The organism is Pseudomonas sp. HN11 (assembly GCF_021390155.1).
In the GTDB taxonomy this organism is placed as follows: Bacteria; Pseudomonadota; Gammaproteobacteria; order Pseudomonadales; family Pseudomonadaceae; genus Aquipseudomonas.
This window is the reverse complement of sequence record NZ_CP089985.1, coordinates 2,069,572-2,090,151: the sequence shown is the minus strand read 5'-3', so window position 1 is coordinate 2,090,151 and position 20,580 is coordinate 2,069,572. Positions and strand designations below refer to the sequence as shown.

General features: G+C 58.4%; 18 protein-coding genes. 1 reads left to right on the top strand and 17 read right to left on the bottom strand.

All coding sequences use genetic code 11. The features are described 5' to 3' along the window. Positions 1 to 3 precede the first annotated feature (3 nt). From LVW35_RS09685 to LVW35_RS09665, 5 genes are all read right to left on the bottom strand, one after another. Positions 4 to 2,154 carry a lipase family protein gene (locus LVW35_RS09685; protein ID WP_233895089.1) on the bottom strand — a complete coding sequence of 717 codons (2,151 nt, stop codon included), beginning with the start codon at positions 2,152 to 2,154 and terminating at the stop codon, positions 4 to 6. 14 nt (positions 2,155 to 2,168) lie between these two features. Continuing rightward, the gene (locus tag LVW35_RS09680) at positions 2,169 to 2,933 is read right to left on the bottom strand and encodes a hypothetical protein (protein WP_233895088.1); all 765 of its coding nucleotides are present in this window, start codon (positions 2,931 to 2,933) and stop codon (positions 2,169 to 2,171) included. After that, positions 2,926 to 3,762 carry a DUF4123 domain-containing protein gene (locus tag LVW35_RS09675; RefSeq protein WP_233895087.1) on the bottom strand — a complete coding sequence of 279 codons (837 nt, stop codon included), beginning with the start codon at positions 3,760 to 3,762 and terminating at the stop codon, positions 2,926 to 2,928. Before LVW35_RS09675 ends, LVW35_RS09680 begins: the two co-directional genes overlap by 8 nt. Then, positions 3,762 to 5,777 (bottom strand): type VI secretion system Vgr family protein, encoded by a 2,016-nt coding sequence (locus LVW35_RS09670; protein ID WP_233895086.1) that lies wholly within the window; start codon positions 5,775 to 5,777, stop codon positions 3,762 to 3,764. The genes LVW35_RS09675 and LVW35_RS09670 overlap by 1 nt, the downstream gene beginning before the upstream one ends. 303 nt (positions 5,778 to 6,080) lie before the next feature. Then, positions 6,081 to 7,067 carry a diaminopimelate epimerase gene (locus LVW35_RS09665; RefSeq protein ID WP_233895085.1) on the bottom strand — a complete coding sequence of 329 codons (987 nt, stop codon included), beginning with the start codon at positions 7,065 to 7,067 and terminating at the stop codon, positions 6,081 to 6,083. Positions 7,068 to 7,424: 357 nt separating this feature from the next. Here LVW35_RS09665 and LVW35_RS09660 point away from each other — a divergent pair, with 357 nt between their 5' ends. Beyond that, a complete protein-coding gene (locus tag LVW35_RS09660) occupies positions 7,425 to 8,576 on the top strand; it encodes an MFS transporter (RefSeq protein WP_233895084.1) in 1,152 nt (383 codons plus the stop codon). Between the two features lie 3 nt (positions 8,577 to 8,579). Here the strand turns inward: LVW35_RS09660 and LVW35_RS09655 are convergent, their stop codons facing one another. From LVW35_RS09655 to LVW35_RS09600, 12 genes are all read right to left on the bottom strand, one after another. Further along, complete coding sequence (locus LVW35_RS09655; RefSeq protein ID WP_233895083.1) at positions 8,580 to 9,293, bottom strand: type III secretion effector protein; 714 nt, start codon at positions 9,291 to 9,293, stop codon at positions 8,580 to 8,582. A 381-nt stretch (positions 9,294 to 9,674) separates the two neighbouring features. Next, a complete protein-coding gene (locus LVW35_RS09650) occupies positions 9,675 to 9,992 on the bottom strand; it encodes a type III secretion protein (protein WP_233895082.1) in 318 nt (105 codons plus the stop codon). A 142-nt stretch (positions 9,993 to 10,134) separates the two neighbouring features. Next, entirely contained in the window at positions 10,135 to 11,097 is a 963-nt protein-coding gene (locus LVW35_RS09645; RefSeq protein WP_233895080.1) for a type III secretion effector protein, read from the bottom strand. Between the two features lie 180 nt (positions 11,098 to 11,277). Beyond that, complete coding sequence (locus LVW35_RS09640; protein WP_233895078.1) at positions 11,278 to 13,683, bottom strand: TonB-dependent siderophore receptor; 2,406 nt, start codon at positions 13,681 to 13,683, stop codon at positions 11,278 to 11,280. Positions 13,684 to 13,780: 97 nt separating this feature from the next. Then, a complete protein-coding gene (locus tag LVW35_RS09635) occupies positions 13,781 to 14,734 on the bottom strand; it encodes a FecR family protein (protein ID WP_233895076.1) in 954 nt (317 codons plus the stop codon). Positions 14,735 to 14,760: 26 nt separating this feature from the next. After that, positions 14,761 to 15,261: a sigma-70 family RNA polymerase sigma factor gene (locus tag LVW35_RS09630; protein ID WP_233895074.1), complete on the bottom strand. Its 501-nt coding sequence runs from the start codon at positions 15,259 to 15,261 to the stop codon at positions 14,761 to 14,763. Positions 15,262 to 15,345: 84 nt separating this feature from the next. Further along, complete coding sequence (locus LVW35_RS09625; protein WP_233895072.1) at positions 15,346 to 15,990, bottom strand: CGNR zinc finger domain-containing protein; 645 nt, start codon at positions 15,988 to 15,990, stop codon at positions 15,346 to 15,348. A gap of 96 nt (positions 15,991 to 16,086) precedes the next feature. Further along, entirely contained in the window at positions 16,087 to 16,701 is a 615-nt protein-coding gene (cysC, locus tag LVW35_RS09620) for an adenylyl-sulfate kinase (protein ID WP_233895070.1), read from the bottom strand. Beyond that, a complete protein-coding gene (locus tag LVW35_RS09615) occupies positions 16,698 to 17,927 on the bottom strand; it encodes an MFS transporter (RefSeq protein ID WP_233895068.1) in 1,230 nt (409 codons plus the stop codon). The genes cysC and LVW35_RS09615 overlap by 4 nt, the downstream gene beginning before the upstream one ends. Positions 17,928 to 17,937: 10 nt before the next feature. Beyond that, positions 17,938 to 18,708 (bottom strand): class I SAM-dependent methyltransferase, encoded by a 771-nt coding sequence (locus LVW35_RS09610; RefSeq protein ID WP_233895066.1) that lies wholly within the window; start codon positions 18,706 to 18,708, stop codon positions 17,938 to 17,940. 7 nt (positions 18,709 to 18,715) lie between these two features. Next, entirely contained in the window at positions 18,716 to 19,852 is a 1,137-nt protein-coding gene (locus LVW35_RS09605) for a hypothetical protein (RefSeq protein ID WP_233895064.1), read from the bottom strand. Then, positions 19,849 to 20,574 (bottom strand): SDR family NAD(P)-dependent oxidoreductase, encoded by a 726-nt coding sequence (locus LVW35_RS09600; protein ID WP_233895063.1) that lies wholly within the window; start codon positions 20,572 to 20,574, stop codon positions 19,849 to 19,851. The genes LVW35_RS09605 and LVW35_RS09600 overlap by 4 nt, the downstream gene beginning before the upstream one ends. Between the last annotated feature and the right edge of the window lie 6 nt (positions 20,575 to 20,580).

The window sequence follows — 20,580 nt, the reverse complement described above, 5'->3', positions numbered from 1 at the left end:
TGGTCACACGATGGAGTCGACATCCAGCGAATGCACCCTCCCCCATTCAGTTGGCGTGGAGGGAGGGATGCCGGCGACCTGGGGCACCTCACGGTTTTCGCGGTGGCTGAACCAGCGCTTGAGGCTGGGTTGCAAATGGGTGCTGTGGGCTTGACTGCCGTAGACGTCACGGGCTTCCAGGCGACGCCACCGCAGGCTCGCCAGGCGTTCGCGACTGGTGTGCAGGCGGTCGATCTCGGCGTTCAAGGCTTCGTTGTGTTCGTAGCCACGGTCGTTGGCGGGCCTTAGACGGGCCAGTTCTCGACGCTTGTTTCGCAGTTGCTGGCGCATGGTTTCGAGTGCGTTATCGAGTAACTCAAATTCCCTTGGCGTCACCAATGGGCCGTTGCTTTCCTGGGTTTGTTGCCAGCGACGCAGCGTCGCCCAGGCAGCCGGGATGTAGCTGGCGGTCATGAAGTGTTGGTTGGCCTGGAACAGCTGTTTGAGCAGGTTGTCACGGTCAGGCATGTCGCCGTGCAGCTGCAGGGCGCGATTGCAGCCGGCCTCCTGGATGGATTCACAACCGGGTTTCCACAACACTGAAGAGTGCGTGCCGTCCGCGAGCATGATCGGCATGAAGTGCTGTTGTTCACCATGATGTTGATAAGGGTTTCCACCAAAACGCACCAACCCGGCCGCGAACAGCAGCCCTCCCGGAGCGGGGGCACTGAACAGTGTGACGACGCCAGGGATCCAGAGTTTGGCGGTGGTGTTCATCCATGGGGCAGGGACGCTGGGGACCGGGTCGTTGTGGTTGACGATGCGGTGGTGGACCAGGGGTGAGGCCGCTCTGGTGAATTCGGAGTCGGCGGCGCGGGGGGCGCCGTAGGTGTAGAGGAGGATGCTGTAAGGGCCCTCGGGTGCTCGGCGCAGCCCCTCCGCCAAGAGCAAAGCGATTGCGCCACCCAGGCTGTGGCCGCAGATGATTATTCGTTGGCCGATGTGGAACTGGTCAAGGTAGCGCATCACAAATTCGCGCATCGCCCGATAAGCTTGATAAAAACCTTCGTGTGCCTTGCCGACGCCATCGGCAAAGGTCACCTGATGGGCGTTTGCATCCCGCAGCCCGTCTGCGCCGCTGGCGGTACCACGAACCGCAATCAGGATCACGTCATCGTGATGCGTAATGAACGCCTGGGTATCCGTACCGAATGCCTCATCATCGAAGAAGTGCAATCGCGCCGGATGCTCTTGCTTCTCCCCCCGCTCCGGTTGATTTTGTGGGTACAGCGCAGGATCGAAGGGCAGAATCTCGAAGCGCTGGGAATAGGGGACCTCTTCGTAAAGGGGGTAGAAACGCTGCACTTGTTGCGCATCAAATTGCCAAGCCTCCCGATAAGCCGAAAGCTGTGCGGCAAATAGATTTCCGACGCTGGGATCGCAAGGGTAGCGCACTTGGTCCAGAGGCTGTTTAGGGGGCTCCTGGCCGAAATTGCAATAACTCAAGGTGGCCATCAATGCCAGTTGATAGAGATTCAAGGCGCAGAAACTGTCTTCGGTTGAAAGCATCGGGCGCAAGGCTCGCAACGGCCGAACCTCCAACGCGGTGTGGTTGTTGGGAAACAATACAATTCCCGCCAAGGTCGACTGGGGCGGACCAAACCCGAGGTCGGCCATCATTTTTAGTGCGTGCCTTTGAGGTTGATGGGAGCGCTGGCCACTCGGTGGCAAATGAGCCCCATGGCGCACTAAATCGCGCACTTCAACCTGATAGAACTGGTCAGCACCGTGTTGAGCAGGATTGCTGACGGGGCGACGACCATCAACCGCGGCGAACCGAGTCTGTTCTGCCCGAACCTGGAGCTCGGTGATAGGTAGCGGGTAGTGCCGGCGCAACATCAGCCGTTGATAAGGCTGCTCCATGCCTGAATACAGATCGTCAAAAACAAGCACCGCTGGCCCACAGTAAATATCTTGTAGCTTCGCAAAACCTTCTCCATTCAGCCTGCCTTTGTACTGCTGCCCTGCACTATCGTGGACGGTGTAAGGCAGGCCACCGTATGCCACTCCGACACCCTGTTCATCGACCAGGCAAAAACTCACCCAATGCCCGCGCAATGAACAGGCTGGTCTGCTATCACTGAAAAAAGACTGCTTCCTTGCATCCATGTTCATGAACCTGCTCCTAGTTACTTACATGTTGGATAAACATCACAGACGCGACCATCCGGCATTTTTATGGGCTTGAAGTCGGTCGTATTGCCGTTGCAAAACGCATCCAAATCTTCAAAACTTTTACCTTTGCATCGCTTCCAGCCGCCCGGAACGGCAACCCAACTATCGCCAAACGCTGGTTCTTCCCGATCAGTGACAGTCAGCACCATCCTGAGGGTTTTCCCTGCTAACTGTTCTCGTTGCATGAGCCGAGGCAAAGGACTCACTGCCCCCAGTGAACGGCACTCGAGAATCTTTCTGATCGCATGCTGAGGGCCCACTGTCCGGAAAAACCACTGACATTGCTTATGGAGTTCCTGAACACCTGTTTCTGGCATCTCAGGTCTATCGGCGTTAGAAGGGTCCGAAATTGAGAAACCTGCAATGTCCCCCCCAACGTCTGTATCTCTCTTTCCCCACTTCGCATAAATATCAAAGTCCACACTCCACAAAACCGTAGGGCAACCTTCAATCACCTCCGTCAGCGGCAGTTCAAAACTCACCCGTTCAGCCACCGGTTTGTAGCGCGCAATGAAAATCTTCCGCTCCGGCCTCTTGCCTCGACGATTCGGCAACGTGCAGGTTTCCCCGGTCGCAGGCCCGTAGTTGGCGCCACCGATGAAGCGAAACTCCGCCGGTAAATCCACCTCCAACGTAAAGCTATCGACCGACTTCCCCGCACACCCAGTTAGCCCTGACAACGCCACCGCAATGAACAGAACCAACCTTGGCTTATTCATCCTTTGCCTCCGCCAATCTCCACTGTTCAACCACCCGGTCAAAGTGCTCCCGCGGGGTTTCACCAATTACCGGCTGCCACCGAATAACACTGCTTCGCGTAACCTCTTCCAACTGGCGCACCACCAGAAATTCCAGCTGGTCCGGCGCCTGCCATTGCCAGCCCCGAGCTTTTTTCAATACGTGGTCCAGCCAGATTCTTGGGTCCTGGAATTCCACTAATGCGATCAGATCCTCACTGTGTTCGGCCAACAGATAACGCAGGATATTGGCGTGCAGGATGGCTTCGCCATTTGGGTTGGGCGTACTCAGCCAGGGAGCCGGGTCAGGCAACGGATACTCACCGGGGGCCGGGTTGTCACCCGTGTGCCAGCGGTCTTCATGCCAGTAGCACACGCTGATCAACGGCCCGAGGTATACCGGCCAGTGGTCCGGGCATAGATAGGCCAGCGCACGCGCCAGGGTACGGTTGTCGTGAAAACGGTACATCGATTGCGCGCCTTGTGGGCCCACCAGCAGCCGCTCGCGCCAGTGTCGTGTCACGGCGGCCAGGTCTTCACTTGGCAAACTGCCCAGCCACCCCCAGTTCGCCTCGGGAAGTTGCAGTAGGCCGAGCAATGCGGGTTCGCTCAACTGCTCCAGCAGCAGAATCACCGGGCCTTGCGCCGCCAACTCCGCTAGCGCGGTCTCGGCGTAAAGGCTGCGATATTCCGCCAAATCCCGTATTGCCAATAGCGGCTGGCATGCGTCGTTCTGGCCCTCAAGGATCAAACACAGTCGCCGCCCTGCGTGCTGTTGTTGAGCCATCCATTGCTCTGGCATGTTCGGCATCAAGCAGCCCTCCCCGGCAGGTCACACAGGCCTTCACGACAGCGCTCGCATACCGGGCAATAATCCGCGCCCAATTGCCTGGCCAAGTTTCCGATGCTGCCTTGCACCGTAGCGATCTTTGGCCGATCGGACGACGCCGCGACACCCGTCAACCGGGTGACGGACGGCAAACCGCCAAGGCTAATGGGGCGACTGCTGAAGATGCCGCCCGCCTGGATGACCAGATGCTCCCCACCGGCCTTGAGGCTCAATTGCACACCGGCATCAATTACCAGGCTGGAACCGGACTTGAGGTGAAGCTGCTGCCCGGCTTCAACGATCAAGGTCTGACCTATATGGGTCCGGCTATCGCCTTGTACATCAAGGTGGTCGCTTGCCTTGAGCACGACGTTGCGATCGCCGGTGACATGACGATGCTCTTCGCTTCCCAGATGAACCGTACTCATGCCATGGATGACTTCCTGCCGCTCCCCCATCACCTCCAACCGACTGTCATGGCCGACCTGCTGCTCCAGGTCCCGCTGCGCGCGAAGATAAACGAGCTCTTCGCCACGGCGGTCTTCCAGGTATAACTCGTTCGAACCTGCACCGCCGAGGGAGCTGCTGCGCAAGACACTGCGGGTCTTGTGCTGCGGCAAAAGATAGGCCGGACGGTGCAACGCGTTCGGCAGGCAACCGTTGATCAACGGCCGGTCCGGATCGCCTTCCAGAAAGGTCACCAGCACTTCCATACCGACCCTTGGGATCATGGTTGCACCGAACCCGTCACCCGCCCACCCGGACGCGACGCGTACCCAGCAACTGCTTTTCTCATTCGTCATGTCCAGGCGATCCCAGTGAAAACGAATCTTTACCCGACCATGGGCGTCGCAATGCACCTCTTCACCGGCAGGCCCGGTCACCGTTGCCGTCTGGCTGCCATGGAGGGTCGGCTTGGGATGCTTGAGAGGCGGTCGATGCACCGCCTGCCAGGGTGTCGCGGTAAAGCGATTGCGATACCCCCGGAACCCATCAGCCGGGGGTGTCGCCTCCTCCAGCACCTGCGGTTGATAGCCTTCGTGACGAACCGACGTAATGAGCCACAAATCATTGCAGGACGGATCGGGGTGATCGCTCAATTGGAGGAAATGCCCGCTGCGCAGCGTGGGTTGATCACTCTTGCCCAATGCGCGACGACGGTCGCGTTGGTGGCGCTCCAGACCCCGGCGCGCCAATCGCTTACCCCGAGCGCGGTCGATGAATCCTGCGGGGTAGTGATAATCCTCAAGCGGTTGCGTCGGAACAGACCCTGCAGAGTCCTGCAGGTGCAACGAAGGATGTTCGAAATCATGATCGCGGCGCACCGTCTTCTGGCTGCGGGTGGCGAGGCGAACATCGAACCGTTGAACAACCTGCGTATCAGCGTGCGGCCCGCCACCCGGGCAATAGCGCTGCACGGGCAAGCGGCGAAATACCGTCTGGTCATCACCAAACACCAACAGATGAGCATCCGCGCTGTGGCGGAAATGGTAGTGAATACCCTCTTCTTCGCAAAGCCGCTGAATGAAGTGCAGATCGCTTTCCGCATACTGCACACAGAACGTGCGCGGCGGATAAACTACCGGACCCAGCTCAAAGGTATAGGCGTCCGCCAGAATACCGTGCTGTTCAAGAACCGTTGCAATGATCTGCGGCACACTGCGCTGCTGGAAAATCCGCTGGTCGCGCCGGTGCGCAAGGTAGGCCAGACGGGGGACCAGGGTCAGGTGATAGCGAGTGATCCGTCGCCCCGGGTCGTCCCGGCCAACGGCGTAAACCTGCCCATGCAGGCCTTCGCTCATGTCGCCGAAGTCCAGGTAAGCGGGTTGATGAAGCAATGCCTCCAGATCAAGGCATGGGTTTTCACTCACTACCTGTACCTGAATGGAAAACGGCTGATCAAGGGCCTCGCTGCCTTTGAATGCCAACACCTGGAAGTCATTACTTATGCCTGGAAGAACCAGTTTGAAACGTGACAAAACAAACGTGTCAACCATCCGTTGTTACCCGTCGTTAATACATGATCACCCTGAAAAACCTTCTCTCGCCACACGCAGAATGAGTGACCGAAAAAGCACCTGAACGTGCCAAAGCTTAGCGATTACAGGCGAAAAACGGCCGTTGAAAAATAAAAAAGAAGTTTCGTACAACCAAACTAGAAAGGTCTTTTACAAAAAAATAAAACGAGTCAAATCGCCACTTCTTATCAACAAGAAATGCCCTACACATAACTTCATATACGCAACTAACTATTAAAGAAACAGCCGACACCGAATTACAGCATCAGCGGTTTCCACACACTACACCTGTAGGCTTGCAGCCCCGAATAGACTGACACCCAGCAACCTCTCATCCTGAGTGCGCAGACGCACTGGCGCAACGCCACCCGGCATTACCACGGCGACCTCCCCATCCTCGACCCAACCCGCACGCCACCCTGCGCAAGCCACGGCGGTGGCACTGGTACCCGAAGACGCGGTAGGCCCCTCTCCCCGCTCGAACACCCGTGCGATGATTCGATTACCCGGCTGTCGCGCCGCCCATTGCAAGTTGACCCCGGCAAGGCAGGGCCGACCTTCACCCATCGGCGGTGCGAAGGCAATCGCCTGCAAGGGTTTGAACAGCGCCGGCTGCTGCATCTGTGCGTTATCCGGCAGTGCCGATACCTGCTCGACCAACGTCACGCAATGGGGATTACCCACCCGCACAAATTGACTGTTTGCCCATTCAGGATTGAGCGCCGCCAGCGCTCTGATATGACTCATCTCAGTGGCGCCCAGAAACGCCTGATCAATGCTCTTTGCGCACACCGCTACTGGCCCGAACTCGGGCGAACCCAGTTCGAGCCAGAACCCTGCAACCCGCTCACGCACGGCCGGCTCGACGCGAGTGATGACTGGCGATATCGCGTCCGGTTGGTCGTGATGGACCCGCAACTCACAGGCCTCTGCCATCAAGCCCTGGTCAGTAAGCGCCTGGGCGAAAATCGTCAGACCATTACCACTGCGTTCGGCCAGGGAACCGTCGGTGTTGATGATCAGCAGATCGAACGGCGGTGTGGCCTGGAACGGCCCGACCAGCAGACCATCGCAACGGTGGGCCTTGGCGCCGTTCGGGCGTGGCATCGAACCCCAACTGCATTCGGATGCGATAGCTGACGTCGTCCAACGGGCGCGAGTCTGCGCGGCCAGGGCAGCGTTTTCGGGTAGATCAATGCCCTTGCTTCTTAATACGGTCGGGCTGACCACGCCATAAATATTGCCGCGGGCGTCGTAGAACCGGGTCATAAGGTCGTCCACTTGAACATGCATTGATGATCGAAACAGCAAAGTGTGTTCGATTGTGTGCGATCTATGCTTTCAAGTCATGGTCTACCTGACGTTTCAGAGGCGGCCTGGAAGGTGGTAATCCACCGCGAGAAACCTGGGGTTCATCAGTTCCCACAGGGATTACGCACCTTCCAGACCGCCTCCTACGCACTCGATGACTCTTGGGTGGCAATCAACCGCCACGAGGTTCCAGCTTGTAAAAATAAAATTCACGATCATCAAAGACCCAGAGACACCCGGCTCGCTCCAAAGGACCTGATGTGCAAGGATGTCACGCCGGACACCGTTCGTTGAATGCAAAACCAAGGATTTTTCATGACTGCCATCTCCACCTCAGCACCCGTGGTTCCCGGCCGGCTGGAACAAATGTCGACCCGCATCGCTTTTTTCATCGCCGGCTTCGGCATCGCCGCCTGGGCACCGCTGGTGCCTTACGCCAAGGCGCGTGCAAACCTGAATGAAGGTACGCTTGGCCTGTTGCTGCTGTGCCTGGGCGTGGGGTCGATCATCGCGATGCCGGTGGCAGGCGCACTGGCGTCACGCTATGGCTGCCGACGCGTGTTGAGCGCCGGCACGATCATGATCTGCCTGGCCTTGCCGATGCTGGCAACCGTCAGCTCAATTCCACTGCTGATAGCAGGATTGTTCCTGTTTGGCGCTGGCCTGGGTACGGTGGATTCAACGGTCAACCTGCAGGCGGTGATCGTCGAGCGCGCCAGCGGCAAAACCATGATGTCGGGCTTCCACGGTCTGTTCAGCCTGGGGGGCATCGTCGGCGCGGCGGGGGTTGCCGGGTTGCTGGGGCTGGGCTTATCGCCACTGCAGGCAACCTTGGTGGTGATCGTCATCATGGCCGTGGCGTTGCTCAAGGCAGGGCCGCACCTGCTGCCTTACGGCAGTGAGAGCTCCGGCCCCGCGTTTGCAGTACCCCACGGCGTGGTGCTGTTTATCGGTTGCCTGTGTTTCATTGTGTTTTTGGCCGAGGGTGCCGTACTCGACTGGAGCGCTGTATTCCTCAGCGCAGAACGAGGTCTGGACGAAGCCTATGCGGGCCTTGGTTATGCAGCGTTCGCCCTGACCATGACTGCCGGGCGCCTGACGGGTGACGCCATTGTGCGACGACTGGGCGCCACCCGAGTCATCATGATCGGCGGTGCACTGGCCACTGCTGGCATGTTGCTGGCGACCTTGTTCCCGGCGTGGGAAACCGCGCTGCTCGGGTATGCCTTGGTGGGTGCCGGTTGCTCGAATATCGTGCCGGTGCTCTACACCGCAGTCGGCAAGCAAAAGGCCATGCCAGAACATATCGCGGTGCCTGCCATTACCACTCTGGGTTATGCCGGCATTCTTGCCGGCCCCGCTGTGATCGGCTTTATCGCCCATGGCAGCAGCCTGAGCACCGCCTTTGTGCTGATCGCGGTGTTGCTGGCGGCCGTGGCTATCAGTGGCAGGATCCTCAAGGTGTAAGCGTCAGCGCGCCTTGCGCGCGTGATCCTGCTCCAGCCAGCGGTCGAGGCTTTTATTGCTGAGACAACCTTCATGATGAGGTGGACCAAACAGTCGCGCGCCATTGGCTTGCACCAGCGAGGGCAACAACCCTGGACGCTCGAGGATGTTCCTGGCGGTATAGACGCAAAGCTCGCTGTACTTGGACTTGGGCATACCCGTAAACGGCTCCAGTACAGGTGCACCATGTTGATCGACGTCGTATGGGTCCTGCATCACCGCTTTGAGTGTGTCAATTTTGACATACTGGTGCTGTTCGAATAGAAACGTCCGATCCTTGGTTTTGTCTCTCAATTGCTCGAACTGACCTTGCAGGGCTTGAACCACCCTGGCATTGCCTTGAGCATGGAACGGATCCTGGCTGAATTCGCTTGACGAGCTGTTGCCCAGCAACGCCGAAGCAGCCGCTTTGAGACTGTCTCTCGTAATATCGCCATAGCGGCTTATGATCGCGTCCCTCAACGGGGGACGCCCGATAATTTCGCTGACGATTTTAATTGTTTTATCAAACTCTTCGTTTTGCCCTGTAGGTTCTGCAGCAACCCGCAGCAATGCTGACCACGTCAGCCGACCTTCCTTGAGGAACGGATGCAGTAACCCGAAATTTTTCTCCAGGGCTGTCGCCAATTGGCTGTCAGAGGACTTCGCACCCGGCTCATGGGGCTTCGTGCGTGCCACAGGGGCATTCTGCAGCTCCCTGTGATGCAGTACCGATGGTGTCTCACTCAATAGCAGTGGTCTGCGAAATACCCCGCCAGTCGGCAAAGGACGGGCCTCATTCCAGGGTTCTGGCTGGAGGGCCAATGGTGGCGTAGCTGTACGTACAGTCGACTCGTCCGGGGCCGACGGCCGTACAGGGATTGATGCACCCTCAAGTCTCATGGGTCTCTCCAACTTTTTCAGTTACATGCCTGCCAGGTAATCGCCACCGAGATGGCCGAAATCATCAAATGGATTTCAGTCAGACAGGCACTCGATGTGTGGTCGGAGGGGCGTAACAGTTCCGGTTGATCGATGTAGACCAATGACAGCATGTAAAAACACGTGCGCCACGCAGGATCAACTCAGCGTTTGCCGACGCAACCAGGCCGTCAAGCCGTTGATCACTCCAGCGCGCCGCAGCACCTTGTCATCATCACTGGAAGACCCGCTAGGTTCGGCCAGGCCGCGGGAAAAGTCATCGGCGACCGGCGCCTGAAATTTGCTCTGGCCGGTGAAAGCCTTCATTCGCCGGGTTTCGGCGGCATGGGCAAACGACGGAGCCAAGGGATGTTGCACAATCGCGCCGCGATCTGCTGACGGATGATCCGTTTCATGGTGTTTGCAAAACAATATCTGACAGCCGGATGAAGGGGGTTGAAGGGAGGTTGACGTCATTGGCTAGCCCTCATGCGGAATCGAAAAGCGACCGTATTGATTAAATCCGTTGGACATGATCTGTGTGGCAAAGGGACGTAAACAGTTCCTGACATAATTGGGGCAAACACCGTAACCCTGTGTTACGGCGCCGTAGGGATAATCAGAGAGAAGCCGAGTTCAACGTTTTCCAGCGGATTCGGCCAAACCAGTCGGCCATCTCCTCCACTAAATCGCTACGTTTGAGGAATTCCTGCGCCAACTGGGTTAGATGGTCCCTTGCAGAATCACCCGTCAGTGGGCGTGCAGCCAACCTTTCCAGATCCTTGACCCGCAGGTATGGCCCCCACTGCCCGCCCTTCAATTCCTTGAAATGATCAAGCATCTCTTGGACCAATTGCTTGTCACTGGCGTACTTGAAGTAGTTATCTCCCCTGATAATCATACCCAGCTTTTGCCGGTCGATCAGGCCATCCAGCGCGCCTGTGGTGCTGTGCCGGTCGGCGGCATCGATCAGCTTCGGACGCCGCAACAACTCCTTGGCCAGACGAATGTTCTCGTTCATGACAGGATCACTCGACCACCCTCTGTTCGCCATCGCATGAATACTGTCAACGCTGACATAACCTGGGTTCTTGGGATCCCTGAAAGCATCGAAGTTGTCGAGTAACTGCTGAGCCAATTGTTCATTATTCTTCAGTGAGTAGTGTGGGTCGGGCCTGCCTGGCTGGGTCGGATGCGGCCTGCCAAGGGTGGGCATGGGGCGCGGCGGTGGGTTACTCCACCCAGGATTCGGTCTTGGTGGCGGATTATTACACCCAGAATGCATGGGAGGCCGGTGCCCACCAAACCAATTGCCCATCCAGTGCTTGAGCTTATCCATGACACCAGGCAACACAGCAGCGTGCTGAAGGCTGCTACGGTCGGTCTGCGCCTGAGCATCGCCGAACACAGGGCCGGCCTGGCTTTCGCGGGAGCTGAAACTGACGCGCGCAGGACTCTGGCCACTGAAGGAAGGCGCAGCAAGCGCCGAATCGCTGGCCTTGGCCTGAGGCTTGGGAGAGGTGGGCGCAAACTCACGCGTGGATGAAGCGGAGGGGGATGAATCGAGGGTGGATACCGACATAAGTTTCTCCAATACGTTAGGCGTCACCTTCAGCCTGTTGCTCCTCAGGTGTATCCATATGTGGGGATCATGTCGGAATCAGTTCCAGAACAACCATACAGATGTGCCGTGTAGGCGTAGGAAACAGGCAAAAAAAATCGCAGCCCTGAAAGGGACTGCGATTTTTTGAATCGCGGTGGGTCAGAAACCGACGCTGGCCTGTACGAAGAACGTACGGGGTTCGCCGAGATACAACCCAGCGTTGTTGTCACTGGAGCGGGTGTAGTGTTGCTGGTCGAAGACGTTTTTCACGCCGACACCCAGCTTCAGGTTGGACAATTGCTCGCCAAAGTCGTAACCGCTGCGCACGTTGACCGAGACATAACCAGGGATATCACCAAATTGACCATCGGCGGTGCCTTGGGTGATATAGGTACTCGTGGTCCCCGGCGCACGCTGGCCGGACTGGGCGTACACATCCAGGTTGTGGGTCCAGCGGTTGACATCATAACGCAGGCCCAACGTGGCCACTTCACGGGAGTACAGTGGCAGGTCACGGCCCTTGAACGGTACATCGCCCTCCGAGGTGGCCTTGGTATAGGTGAAGCCGGCATTGGCGGTCAGGCCGTCAAGGCGCGGGTCCAGATTCGACAGGTCGTAGTGGGCCGAGGCCTCGATACCGGTGTGCTTGGTAGCGCCGAGGTTAGTCCAGCCCACGTCGTTGCTGACGTATTGCAGCTCATCCGAGAAGTCGATGTAGAAGAACGTCAGCTCACCGCCCCAGACATTGTCGTTGTAGCGCGTACCCACCTCGTAGGTCTTGGCCTTTTCCGGGTTCAGGCCATTGGCGGTCTGGTCGCCTGTGCCGCCCTGGCCCAGTTGGAAGTATTGCAGGCTGCCAAACGACGTCTCGTAGTTGGCGAACAGTTTCCAGGCGTCGGAGACGTGGTACATCACGCTCAAGGCCGGCAGCGGTTCGTTGTTGTGGACTTCACGGCGTTTTTCCTGGGTACGCGTGCCGTTCAAGGCAACCACCGGGCGGTCGTGCCATTCGGTACGGATGTCCTCGAAGCGGATCCCCGGCGTGATGGTCCACTTGCCGATATCTACTTTGTTGTCGATATAGAACGCGTTGGCCTCGGTGCCCCCGGTGCGGTCCTGATAGACGTGACCATCGCTCTGCCCACCCGGCGTAGGCACATTGTTGACCAGGTTCAGGCTGGTGGCCTGCTCATGCATGCCCTCCTTGAGGTAGCGATAACCCAGGCTGACTTCCTGGGTACTCGGACCCACGTCGAACACATGGGACACCCGCGGCTCGATGCCAAAGGTGTAGTAGGTGCGCGGGTAAGAGCCGATCGTCTTGAGGTCGCGGTTGGCGATGTTGCTGCCGCGGAAACTGTCGGAATAGTAAGTCAGCACTTCGGCCTGAGTGCGGTCGTCGATCTGGCGGATGTACTTGAAGGACACGTCCTTGCGGCGACCGCTGAAGTTGTCCCAGTCACGCACCGATTGGTACGGGTTGGCGTCGAATTGTTTCTGGGTCAGGCCGCCGGGCATGTCGGCGCTGGCGTCGTAGTAGTGAAAGTTCAGCGAGAAATCATCTTGATCGGTCGGCGCCCAGTGGGTCTTGAGGATCACGTCGTCGATGTCGTTGGAATTGTTGCTGTTGCGGTAACCGTTGCCATTGACCCCGGAATACAGCAAAGCGACGCCGATGCCGTTGTCGGCGGTGCCGCCGATAAAGGCGTTGTCCACATGCTTCCAGCCGCCATGGGCGGAGGTTTGCAGGGTGGTGCCGACTTCGCCGGAGAATTTCTCGGGAATGGCACGGGTCACGAAGTTGATCACGCCGCCGACGTTTTGTGGCCCGTAACGCACGGAACCGGCGCCGCGCACCACGTCGATGCTGTCCAGGTTACCCGCTGAAATCGGCGCCATCGACAATTGCGGCTGGCCATAAGGCGCAAACGCGGCGGGCACGCCGTCGATCAGCACGGTAGAACGTGGCGACAGCCGCGATGTCAGGCCACGTACGCCGACGTTGAGGGAGATGTCGCTGCCGCCGGTGCCGTTGGATTCCTGCACCTGCACGCCAGGCACACGACGCAGCACGTCGCCGACGTTCATTGCGCCCTGCTCCACCATGGCTTCACGGCGGATCACCGTGCGTGCGCCGGGGTGGTTCTGCACCACTTCAGCATTGGCATCACCCAGCCAGTCACCCACCACTTTAATATCGGTGGCACCCAGCTCCAGGGGCGAACCGGCTTCACCGGTGCCACTGTTCAGTGGGCGCAGGGTCACGGAGCCGGCATCCATCTGGTAGTCCAGGCCGCTGCCTTGCAGCAGTTGGCGCAAGGCTTGTTCAGAGGAAAGGTTGCCGTCTACCGCCGGCGCCTGCTTGCCTGCGACCAAGTCAGGGCTGAAGAACACTTGCAGGGAAGTCTGCTGGCCCAGTTGACTCAGTGCCGCGCCCAGGGGCTGGGCCTGGATGTGAATAGCATCGGCTGCGTAGGCCGCAGGGAGCGCGGCACTGACTGCAAGCGCCAGGGCCAGCGGCGCCCAGCGGGAGATTTTATTGTTGTTAACGGCGAGTTTTTTCACGTCGAACCCAGTCCTGTGATCGCAAGAGTGTGCGGCTGTTAATGCAAACCAGTTGCAGTTGCAGGAGAAGACGAAGAACTCGGAAAAAACCTGAATGTCAGCGTGAAATAATTTCCTGGCTGCCATCCGGCAAGGTGCGCAAGGCCACCGGCAGTATGTGCGGCAGGGCTTTGAGCAAAGCGTCGGTATCATTGGCCTTGAGCACGCTGGTCAGGCGCAGGTTGCCGACGGCAGGTGTACTGACACGCAGCGGTTGCTCACGATAACGTGAAACCTCCCGCGCCACTTCGCCCAGCAAAGCATTGTTGAAGACCAGCTTGCCCGTGCGCCAGGCGGTCAACTCTTCGGTGTTTACGCCGTAGGCGGCTGCCACCAGCCCTTTATTGTCGACATGCGTGCCCAAGCCCGCCGTCAACGTCACTCCTTTGTCTGGCGAATGCCCTTGTACCTTCACGGTTCCGGCCTCGACCATCACGCGGGTCTGGTCCTCATCGCGGCGCACATCGAACCGGGTGCCCGTCACCGTCACCTGCCCTGCCCCGGCAACCACGACGAAGGGTCGGCTGGTGTCATGCTCGACGCTGAACATCGCCTCCCCCTGCTTGAGCTCCACGCCACGTCGGCCTTTTTCATAGTGCACCGCGACGATACTGCGGCTGTTGAGGTCCATCACCGAGCCATCGGGTAAGGCCACCTGGCGATGCTCGCCCAAGCGTGTGCTGAATTCGGCACTGTAGGGTTTGGGATGATCCAGCCCGCTGAACAAGCCCAATCCCAGGGCCACGGCGACTACACTGGCAGCCACTGCGTAACGCAACACGGCGCGGCGGTTGGGGCGTTCCACCGGGGCTTCGCACAGCGCTTGCAGGCGCGCCTTGGGCAGCAAGTCGGTGGCGCGCCACAAGCCTTGCAGCACATCGAGTTCGTATTGATGGTCAGGGTGTTCGTTACGCCACGCATCGAAGCGCTGGCGCTCGGCAACGCTCAACTCGGCGTCTTGCAGGCGCACGAACCATTGCGCGGCTTCGTCTCGGGCACGGTTATCCATCATGGAAGATCCTGTTTCAAAGCGGGCAGTCATGGCGCCATCGCGTCCAGGCGGTCGCGCAGATGCCGCAGGGTGCGGATCATATACTTTTCCACCATGTTTTTAGACAACCCCAGGCGTTCGGCAATTTCCTGCTGGGTCAGGCCTTCGATTTTCTGCCAGATGAAAATCTTGCGGCAGTTGAGCGGCAACTCAGCCAAGGCCCGCTCGATGGAGTCCGCCAACTGGATCGCGTGCATGAAATGCTCCGGGTCGCCACTGTGGGGCGAACGCTGATCAAAGGCTTCCAGCGTGATGGCCTCGCGACGGTCTTCGCGTCGATAGGCGTCCACTGCAATATTACGCGCGGTTTGATGCAGATACGCGCGCGGTTGCTCCACCTCGCAGGATTTTGACTCCAACACCCGCACGAAGGTGTCATGAGCCAGGTCTTCGGCCTGTTGACGGTTTCTCAGGCGGCGCGTCCAGGTCCCGATCAACTCTTCGTAGTGTTCGAAAAAGCCTGTTCTGCGGGGCGGCTGAGGGATCATCGCGGGAACACTGGGAAGGCGGGGCGTGAATAGTAATGCTTCCTATTAAGTGGAGCAATTGCTACCCGCCGTGTGACATCGAAACTAACGCGCGCTGCCGACCTGCTTGAGCCGGTTGAGTTTTTCGCGGCTGCCACACACGCTCATCTGGCACCATTTACGTTGTTTGTTCTTGGAGATGTCCAGGAACACCCAATCGCAGTCAGCGGCGCCGCAAATGCGCAATGCGTGCAGATCACCGGATACCAGCAGTTGCGTGGCCTCTATAGCCAGGCGCCCAAGCACCATGGCCGTCAGCTCCTGCGCCGTGGTACAGGGCTTCCACGCCCAGGCAGGCCGCCCCTCGACAGAGCGCAGCACCCGCCACGCAACACCTTGCAGGAACGTTTCGTTAAGCTGTCGCAACGCCTCATCAGGCGCGGCTTGGTGCAGCGACAGCGGGTAAAACACCGCGTACAGGCACTCCCTGAACGCAATGATCGCATCCAGGTTCGGTTGGTAGGCTATCGATGACTCAAACACCATGGGTTTGTAGTCATCAAACTCACGGGCCGAGATCACCGTCGCATGCAATGCCCATTCAAAGAAGAACTGAAAACTGGTGAGCCGTTCTTCTATGACCTTCAGAGCGGTGCCGGGACGACGGCCATTGGTGGTATTGATAAAGTCCAATACCCGGGCCCCGCCAATCAGACGGATCGATTTTGCAGTGCCCGTAAAATGTGTCATGCCTGCTCCTGAAAAAACGCATTCTCCCTGCGATGGCGCAGATTACCTTGTTTTTTCAAATGGCAGACAGTGTGATCCCGGCGCAAAGACAGACGGCTAAGTGCAATCCTCGTTGTGCGCCATCCAATCAAGAATCGTCGCAACCGACTGTTCCACTGAAAGCGCCTGGGTATCCAAGTGCACTTCCGGGAACACCGGCACGTCGTAGTTGGAGTCGATACCCGTAAAGTTTTTGATCAACCCGGCGCGGGCTTTTTTATACAGCCCCTTGGGATCACGTTGTTCAGCGGTTTCCAACGGCGCATCCACATGCACTTCGACGAAAAACTCATTGCCGATGATCGAGCGCGCATAGTGTCGGCTGGCCGACGAAGGTGAAATCAGCGCCACGATCACGATCAGCCCCGCCTCCAGCATCAACCGCGCCACTTCGGCAACCCGACGGATGTTCTCGTCGCGATCGCTGTCGGTAAATCCCAAGTCTCGGCACAGCCCGCCACGCACCGAATCGCCGTCGATAATGGCAGTGATCCGTCCCTGCTCCTGTAGAGCGCGATCCAATGCATCCGCAATGGTCGACTTGCCGGACGCGGAGAGCCCGGTCATCCAGATGACCACGGGTTTGTGTTTCATGCCCGCATGTCCGGCGCGCCGGTGGCTGAACGCAAAGGCGTGCAGATTCTGGTTTGAAGTGTCTGGAAAATAACTCATGATTGCTCGCCCTCCTTGCCCGAAATGGGACGTTTACCCAACAGGAACACCATTACGCATTGCACAAACAGTAACAGCGCCACCACCCAGTAGACCGTTGAGAACGACCCCGTCAGGTCCTTGGAGAACCCACCCAGGAAGTTGCCGCACACGCCACCCAAGCCGATCAACACGTTGGCGATGCCGAAAGCCTGGGTCAGCCGACTGATCGGTACGATTTGCCCGATGTAACTGGGGACCAGTCCAAAGATGGGGTAAAACGCCAGCGCAAACAAAAACGCAGCCAGGTAGAACAACGGCAGGCTGTTGAAACTGAACACCAGGGTGGCGGCCAGCCCTGCGCTCAGGAAACACATGGCCAGCGATGTCCGCACGCCCACCTTGTCGGCAATCCACCCCACCAGGAAACCCGACGCCATGCCCACTGCACCGAGGGTGGTCCAGATAAAACCGGTGTCTTGCACCGACACACCCAACTCATCACGCAAGAACGGCGCCAGGTAAGTCTGGAACGGCAATAGCGCCATGCCATTGAGGAAGGCGATGGCCCAGGTCAGGTACAACGAGCGGCTGAGCCAGGGTTGGTGACTGTCGAACGCTGCAGCGCGCGCCCCGGAAAACCCGGTGTCCTGGCTCGCGGCCAGGTTGCGCAACAGCCACCACGCCACCACGCACAAGGCGACCGATATCAGTCCGGCGGTGAGCCAGATCGAGCGCCAGCCGCCATTGAATGTCAGGAACGACACCAGCAAGCCGTTGATAAACACGCCATAGCTGGTGCCGCTGGAGATCAGCCCCATGACCCGGGAGCGATTGCCCGGGCTGAAGCCCTTGGTGACGATCTCCGCCAATGGGATGTAGACCGAGGCGGAACACCCCCCAAGCAGGATCAATAGCGCTCCCGACAACCAAATGTTGTTACTGACACTCAGCCCCAGCAGCGCCAGGGACGTCATTACTGTGGACACCAGGCTGATTTTCCAGCCTTCGAAAAAACGGCTGATATAACTGGTCACCGATGAAAACAGCAAGAAGCCAATCTGTGCGCCGCCGGTGATCAAGCCTACCGTGGTGTAGTCAAAACCGATGTCGCGGCGCATGTCCACCACCAGGTTGGCGAACAGGTAAACGCCAAAACCATAGGTGCTCGCCACAAACCCTGTGAGGACCACCGCCAGCACGATGCTGTCCAACGGGCGGACATTGCTCTGTACGAGTGTGCTCATCAAGCCCTCCTTATTGAGCCTGCGCGGTGTGAATGATGAAATCACTGTCCATCATGTCGTAGTCACGTTCGAAGTCACCGTAACTCTCATGCTGGGTGAACCCGGACTTGAGCATCTCCCCCTTCAATTCACCCGGCAACAGCGGATACACCTGCAGCCGGTACTGTTCCGCGTTCTCAAAGGAATAGATGAACTCACACAGGTGCTCATTGACCTCTCCCAGGCTGACTGACGCATTCGTACCGCAGTAATAGTAATTGCCGCTGGCCTTGTAGTTACCGGCGCGAATGGCGAAGAAATTGCGCTGATCCACAATCAGCAAGCCACCCGGTTTGAGCAAGGAGCGGAATTTTGCCAGCACCCGCAAGCGATCGTGGGCGGCGAAGACATGGCACAGCGAACTGCCCAGGCACACGACGGCATCAAATTGGCCAAGCTCCTGGGAGTCCAGTGAGTGCCAGTCGCGGTAATGTGACTGGATGTCCAGGCCCTGTTTACGAAAGTTCGCCCGCGCCTTGGTCAACATGGTGCTGCTGCCATCCGTGGCGACCACATCAAAGCCCGCCTGCTTGAGCTGGACGGCATGAAAACCACTGCCCGTCGACACGTCGATCACCGACTTCACGCCATGACTGCGCAACAGCTTTTCAAAGAACCCGTCCTCCCCCGCCTTGCGTTTTTCCCAATCGATCAACTCATCCCAACGCTCGACGAAATCCGCCGTGTACTGCGTGGAATAACTGGCGACTTCGTTGTGCTTGCGCCCCGATATCTGATTCATCACACACCTACCAGGTTGAATTCTTGAAGGACAGGTACTTGCTTGCCAGCTCATGGGCAAACTCGGCGGACTGTTCGATCGACATGCTGCTTTTGGAATACCCCAGCATCGCTTGCATGACGGCCATGCACTGCGGGTTGTAGGTGACCGAACCATCACAGTGGATCTCATCGATGCCGTCCTGGCTCTGGCAGATGCTATTGATGCGCACCGCCTCATCCTGTGGGCACGCCTCGGAGAACTGCACCTGGATCCGCCCATCATGCAGCCACACCGGATAGCCGCCCGGCAGCCCGAGAGGCCCCGGCGCATGCACCAGGACCGGCACGGGCGAGAACAATCCTTCGATGACCGTGACCGCAGAACATGCGGTAAGGAACTGCCCATCTACCCCGCCCAGGCGACGGAACTCGGACTTCACCGTAGAGAAAATCGACTCGGCCGGCAGGCGCGCCACCTCTGGCCGGTCACCTACCTCGTACAACAGGCGGTAACTGGCACGCGGCGGCAAACCACCGCGCGGCACGTAGTGGCTGAAGTAGTGCTGGGCATACAGCTGCACGTGCACATCAGCGGGTGCGCATTCGAGCAAGCGTGCGATGGAAAGACTCACGGCGGGGATCAGGTTGGCCACATTACCCACACCGATATCCGGCGCCAGGCCGATGCGCGCCAGGATCGGATTGACCGCATCCGGAAACGCCGCATTCACGGTTTTGGTGACGATGCCGGAAGCCTTCACCGCCTGCATCAGGCAATGCATCAGCGTCAGGTGCATGGGTAGCCAGGGGCCGAACTGGGCCTGGTCGAGCTTTTCGAACGACAGCTTGGGCAACCCGGTGATCACCCGCCATGACTGCAACGACGCGCAGTTCACCAGCATGTCCGGGGCCTCTTCACGTAGCAGTCGCGTGACCTTGCCGATATCCGTCAAGTCGGCAATCACCGGCTTGATCTCGATAAACCGGCCCAGTTGCGCACAGGACAGCGCCACCAGGTTGCACAACCGGATCGTGGCCTCTTCATCGCGACCCAGCACCACAAAGTCGAACGCATTTTTCGGCCCCAGAATCTTGAGGATCTGCAGGCACAAGTTGCCAGCGCCCACCAGCAACAGTTTTTTCTTGCGCATTGAATGGCTCATCGTGGATAAGCTCCGTTGTCGACCGGGATCACCCTGCCGGTGATATGACGCATCGCATCACCCACCAGCAGCATGATGATCTCTGCTACGCCGCTGGGCAGGATGGGGTCCTTGAGGACCTCCTGGCGGGCGTACTCGGCGCGTCGGTATTCGGGGATGGTGCCGTAGATGGCGGTTTCATGGATCAGCGCCGGGGACACCACGTTCACGCGCACGAACGGCGCAAAGTTCCAGGCGTTGGCCTTGCTCAGACCGATCACGGCCGCCTTGGTCGCACCATAGAGTGCGTCGCAGCTGCCCACTTCACCGGCCACCGAAGCGATGTTGACGATGCTGCGCGCGGCTTCGTGTTGCATTTCCCGTTCGGCGAAGTCTTTGGAGAGATACACCAGTGCCTTGAGGTTGACGGTGAGAATCTCGTCTATTTGCTCATCGGAGTAGGCGTAGACACTTTTGCCGTGGTAGATACCGGCGTTATTGACCAAACCATAAATACTTGAATGCCGTTCATAGAGTGTGGGAATAAAACCCTTGATAACGGCCATGTCCGAAAAATCGACACGGTGCGCTTCGAATACATCAGGGCCATACCTACCTTGTAGAACGTTCAGACCCTCGGCATCCTTGTCAGCGCCAATAACAAAGTATCCCTGTTGAATCGCCAACTCTACGGTGGCCCGACCAATGCCGTTGGCAGCACCGGTAACAATCAACTTTTTCATACAACA